Raw genomic sequence first — 5068 nt, 5'->3', positions numbered from 1 at the left:
CTCGAGGTCAATAACTTCCGGATCCCCGAGGCGGTGGGCGGCGAGGGCGGGCAACTCACGATCCCCCAAACCGGCTATCGTTTCATGCCCTATTTCTACCCGAGGTAATAACTCGCGCCGCGCGACATCGTGGCGCGCGCGATCGACCATGAAATCAAGCGGCTCGGCCTCGATTACGTCCATCTCGATATCAGCCATATGGGCGCCGAGTTCGTCCGGCATCACTTCCCGACGATCTACGAGAAATTGATGGGTCTCGGCATCGACATGACCAAAGAGCCGATCCCGGTCGTGCCGGCGCAGCACTACACCTGCGGCGGGATCATGATCGACCTCGACGGGCGCACCGATTTGCCGCACCTCTATGCCGCCGGCGAATGCACCCAGTCGGGGCTGCACGGCGCCAATCGCCTGGCCTCCAACTCGCTGCTCGAATGCTTCGTGTTCGGGGAAGCGTGCGCCAAGCACATCAACGCGCATTGGAGCGAGCTCGCGCCGCCGCCCGCGATCCGGCCGTGGGACGAAAGCCGGGTGACCGACTCGGATGAAGAAGTGGTCATCAAGCAGAACTGGACCGAGATCCGCCGCTTCATGTGGAATTATGTCGGCATCGTCCGCACCACCAAAAGGCTCGAGCGCGCCGCCCATCGCATCAAGATGCTGACCGGCGAAGTCGAGGATTATTATGGACATTTCCGCGTGACGCCCGACCTGATCGAGCTGCGCAATCTGCTCCAGACCTCCGACCTGATCGTGCGCTCGGCGCTGCACCGCCACGAATCGCGCGGGCTGCACTACACGCTCGACTATCCCGAGACGCTGCCGGTCGCGGTCGATACCGTTCTGGTTCCGTAAGAATCGTCCGCGCTTTTCAGCGGGTTGGTTGCTCGCTCCGCCGCTTTTCACGTGCGGTTCATCGCGGAGATACTATATCAGGGATTCCGCAACCGATTTCGTACGATAATTCAATCGGCGATGAAAACACGGGCGGGGGTCCATGGGTCGTTCTGTGAAGCGTTTCGGTAAGATAGCGTTGGGAGCAGCCGTCGGGCTCGCGATCGCGGGCTGCGTATCCGACAGCCAGTCGAACAGGATGGCGCGCGCCGCGCCGCCGCCGGTGGTCTATGCGCCGCCGCGCGAAGTCGTGCAGCCGGTCGCCGCCAAGCCTGTCGTGCTGGCGCCCGCCGCGCTCGCCGCGCTGGTGCCGACGCTGACGCGCGATTTCGGTGGCAAGGTCGGCATCGCGGTGATGAGCATCGACGACGGCTGGACGGTCACCTCGAACGGCGACCTCAAGCTACCGCAGCAGAGCGTGTCGAAATTGTGGGTCGCGATGACCGTGCTCGACCTGCGCGACCAGGGCAAATTGTCGCTCGACGATCCCTATACGGTCCGCAAGGACGATCTCACTCTCTTTCACCAGCCGATCGCGGCGCTGGTCAAGGGCGACGGGTACAAGACCACGGTCGGCGAATTGCTGCAGCGTGCGCTGACGCAGAGCGACAATACCGCCAACGACTGCCTGCTGCGCCTCGCCGGCGGGCCGACCGCGGTGCGCTCGTTCCTCGCCAGAAAGGGAATCGCCGACATTCGCTTCGGGCCGGGTGAGCGCCTGCTGCAGAGCTTCACCGCCGGGCTCGAATGGAAGCCCGAATATTCGACCGGCCGTTCGTTCGAAGTCGCGCGTGCACGGATTCCGGCTTCAACCAGGATGGACGCCTTCGAACGCTATATCGCCGATCCGCCCGACGGCGCCGCACCGCGTGCGATCGTGGCCGCGCTCGCTCGCCTCAAGAAGGGCGAATTGCTTTCGCCGATGTCGACGCAATATCTCATGTCGACGATGGAATCGTCGCATACCGGGCGCCAGCGGCTGCGCGGCGCGGTGCCCGAAGGCTGGACCTTCGGTCACAAGACCGGCACCGGCCAGGACTTCAGCGGGCGCACCGCCGGTTATAACGACGTCGGCTTCCTGATCGCGCCCAACGGCAAATCCTATGCGATCGCGGTGATGATCGGCGACACGCCCAAGACCATCCCCCAGCGTCAGCAATTGATGCAGGCGGTGGTGCTGGGCGTGGTGACCAACCACCGTTGGTGATCGCGGCGCTCGCGTTGCTGGTTGCGTCGGCGCAGTCGGCGGGGGTGCCGGCCGACCGGTTCGATGCGCTGATCGGCAGCTGGACGTGCCACGGCCATTTCATCAAGAGCGGCGCTCCGCTCGCGTCGCGGCTGGCGATCGCCCGTGACCCGGGCACCGCGACCTTGATCGTCCACCACGACGATTTGCCGCCGACGACTTACAAGTCGCTCGAGACCTGGACCATGCTTGCCGACGGCAGCTTCCGCGCATCGGTGGCAAGCATCGGCGCCATGCGCTGGTACGGCGCCGCCGGCTGGCAAGGCGATACATTGGCCTGGTCGCGGTCGGAAGGCGGCGCGCCGGTCGAGCAATTCGCTTACACGCTGACCGGGCCGGGAAAGATGCGGATCGACTGGTCGATCGCGCGCGGCGGCCCGCTCGTGCTCGGCGATACGCTGGACTGCGTGCGCGGCTGATTTGACCGCAAGCCGCGGGGCGCGCGGCGGCTCCGCCATCGCCACATCAGGTTCATGGACATCTTTCCCGATCCCGCGGCATTGGCCGCCGAGCTCGACGCGCGCGGCTGGGCCTTGCTGCCCGGCCTGCTCGATCCCGCGACCTGCGCCTTGATCGCCACGGGCTATGATGCGCCCGAACAGTTCCGCAGCCATGTCGTGATGGCGCGCCACGGCTTCGGTCGCGGCGAGTATCGCTATTATCGCTATCCCTTGCCCGATCCGATCGCGGGCTTGCGTAATGCGCTCTATCCGTACCTCGCCCCGATCGCCAATCGCTGGCACGAGCGGTTGGGCCTGCCCGTGCGCTTCCCCGCCGAGCATGGCGATTTCCTCACGCGCTGCCACGATGCGGGCCAGCGGCGCCCGACGCCGTTGCTGCTGCGCTACGGCCCCGGCGACTACAATTGCCTGCACCAGGATCTCTACGGCGAGCATGTCTTTCCGCTCCAGGCTGCCATCCTGCTGTCGCGCCCCGGCGAGGAGTTCACCGGCGGCGAACTCGTCCTGAACGAGCAACGCCCACGCATGCAGTCGCGGGTCGAGGTGGTGCCGCTCGGCCAGGGCGACGCGGTCGTGTTCGCGGTCAACCATCGCCCCGTTGCCGGGTCGCGCGGCGATTATCGCGTGGCGATGCGCCATGGCGTCAGCCCGCTCAGGTCGGGGCGGCGGCATACGCTGGGGATCATCTTCCACGACGCGGCGTAGTCCGCCCATTTTGTCGATTGCTGGCGGAGGAGCGCCCGCTCGACCCGCTACTCCGTCATCCCGGCCTTTTGCCGGGACCCACCGCGCAGCGAGCGTGAAGCAGGAGGCTCTGGCCCTGGACGTGCGGCACGGTGAACCCCGGGACAAGCCCCGGGGTGACGGGTGAGGTTTTGGGGCGGCCGTGGAGCATCGGCATCGAGCGACCGGTCGGTAGTGCGGCCGTCTGAATATCCGCCCCACCATGCTAACCATTTGTGGCCGCACGCGTGCCACGCTATCTCTGCCCGCGATGCCTCATCTCTACCTCGTCGACGGCTCGGGCTATATCTTCCGCGCCTATCACCAGCTCCCGCCGCTAACCAACCGGCACGGCACGCCGGCGGGCGCGGTCTATGGCTATACGGCGATGCTGTGGAAGCTCGCCGATGCGCTCGACAAGGCGGAGGGCCCGACCCATCTCGCGGTGGTGCTCGACAAGGGCTCGCACACATTCCGCAACGACCTCTACGACAAATACAAGGCGCAGCGGCCGCCGCCGCCCGAGGACCTGATCCCGCAATTCCCGCTGATCCGCGAGGCGACGCGCGCCTTCTCCCTGCCGTGCATCGAGGAAGACGGATTCGAGGCCGACGACATCATCGCCACCTACACCTGCCGCGCGGTCGAGGCGGGGTGGGACGTGACCATCGTCAGCTCCGACAAGGACCTGATGCAGCTCATCCAGCCCGGCGTCGACATGCTCGACACGATGAAGAACGAGCGGCGCGGCGCGGACTATGTCCAGACCAAGTTCGGCGTGCGCCCCGACCAACTGGGCGACGTGCTGGCGTTGATGGGCGACGCGGTCGACAACGTCCCCGGCGTGCCCGGGATCGGCGCCAAGACCGCGGCGAAACTGATCGTCGAGCATGACAATCTCGACGCCGTACTCGCCGCCGCGCCGGCCATGAAGCCGAGCAAGATGCGCGACAATCTGATCGAGCACGAGCCGATGGCCCGGCTGTCGCGCAAGCTGGTCGCGCTCCATTGCGACATGACGCTGCCGCACACGCTCGACGAATTGAAGCTGGAGGGCATTCCGCCCGAGCCGCTCCGCGCGTTTCTGGAAGACCAGGGATTCAAGACTTTGCTGTCGCGCATGGCCGCGCACGCGCCCGGTCGCGAACAGCCCGATCCGGTCGCCGCGGCGGTGGCGGTGTCGGAAGTCGCGACGCCCGATTTCATCGAACTGCCGCCGATCAATTGCGACCTCTATGAAACCGTGACGAGCATCGACCGGCTCGAGGCGTGGATCGCCGAAAGCCACGCCAGCGGCACGATCGCGATCGACACCGAGACCGACTCGCTCGACAGCATGGCGGCCAATCTGGTCGGCATCTGCCTTGCCACCGCGCCTGGCCGCGCCTGCTATATCCCGATCGGGCACAAGAGCAGTGACGACATGTTCGGGGAGGTCCCGCCGCAATTGCCGCTCGCCGAGGTGGTACGGCTGCTCAAGCCGCTGTTCACCGATCCCGGCGTGCTCAAGATCGGGCACAACATCAAATACGACATCAACGTGCTGATCCGGCACGGTTTGCCGGTCACGCCGATCGACGACACGATGGTGATGAGCTTCGACCTCGATGCCGGCCAGTCGCTCGCCGGGCACGGCATGGACGAGGTCGCGCATGCCACGCTCGAACACACCTGCATCAGCTACAAGGACGTGACGGGCACCGGCAAGAAGGCGATCAGCTTCGCCCAGGTCCCGCTCGACCAG

General features: G+C 66.0%; 4 protein-coding genes and 1 pseudogene. All 5 read left to right on the top strand.

Going from position 1 to position 5068, the window contains the following annotated elements:
* A pseudogene (locus ACTHJR_RS02005) lies at positions 1 to 855 on the top strand (FAD-binding protein); the annotation flags it as partial.
* A 142-nt stretch (positions 856 to 997) separates the two neighbouring features.
* Positions 998 to 2101: a class A beta-lactamase gene (bla, locus tag ACTHJR_RS02000; RefSeq protein WP_440521387.1), complete on the top strand. Its 1104-nt coding sequence runs from the start codon at positions 998 to 1000 to the stop codon at positions 2099 to 2101.
* Positions 2098 to 2559: a hypothetical protein gene (locus ACTHJR_RS01995; protein ID WP_440521386.1), complete on the top strand. Its 462-nt coding sequence runs from the start codon at positions 2098 to 2100 to the stop codon at positions 2557 to 2559. The genes bla and ACTHJR_RS01995 overlap by 4 nt, the downstream gene beginning before the upstream one ends.
* A 54-nt stretch (positions 2560 to 2613) precedes the next feature.
* On the top strand, positions 2614 to 3306 hold the full coding sequence (locus ACTHJR_RS01990) for a 2OG-Fe(II) oxygenase (RefSeq protein ID WP_440521385.1): 693 nt from the start codon (positions 2614 to 2616) through the stop codon (positions 3304 to 3306).
* Positions 3307 to 3595: 289 nt separating this feature from the next.
* A partial coding sequence (locus ACTHJR_RS01985) for a 5'-3' exonuclease H3TH domain-containing protein (RefSeq protein WP_440521384.1) occupies positions 3596 to 5068 on the top strand: 1473 nt, incomplete at its 3' end.

It is taken from the genome of Sphingomonas sp. (assembly GCF_051962185.1).
In the GTDB taxonomy this organism is placed as follows: Bacteria; Pseudomonadota; Alphaproteobacteria; order Sphingomonadales; family Sphingomonadaceae; genus Sphingomonas.
This window is presented reverse-complemented; position numbering and strand designations above follow the sequence as displayed.

Bases quoted from the DNA above. Each gene is read 5' to 3' on its own strand.
- bla (WP_440521387.1), top strand. From the start codon at position 998: ATGGGTCGTTCTGTGAAGCGTTTCGGTAAGATAGCGTTGGGAGCAGCC.
- ACTHJR_RS01990 (WP_440521385.1), top strand. From the start codon at position 2,614: ATGGACATCTTTCCCGATCCCGCGGCATTGGCCGCCGAGCTCGACGCG.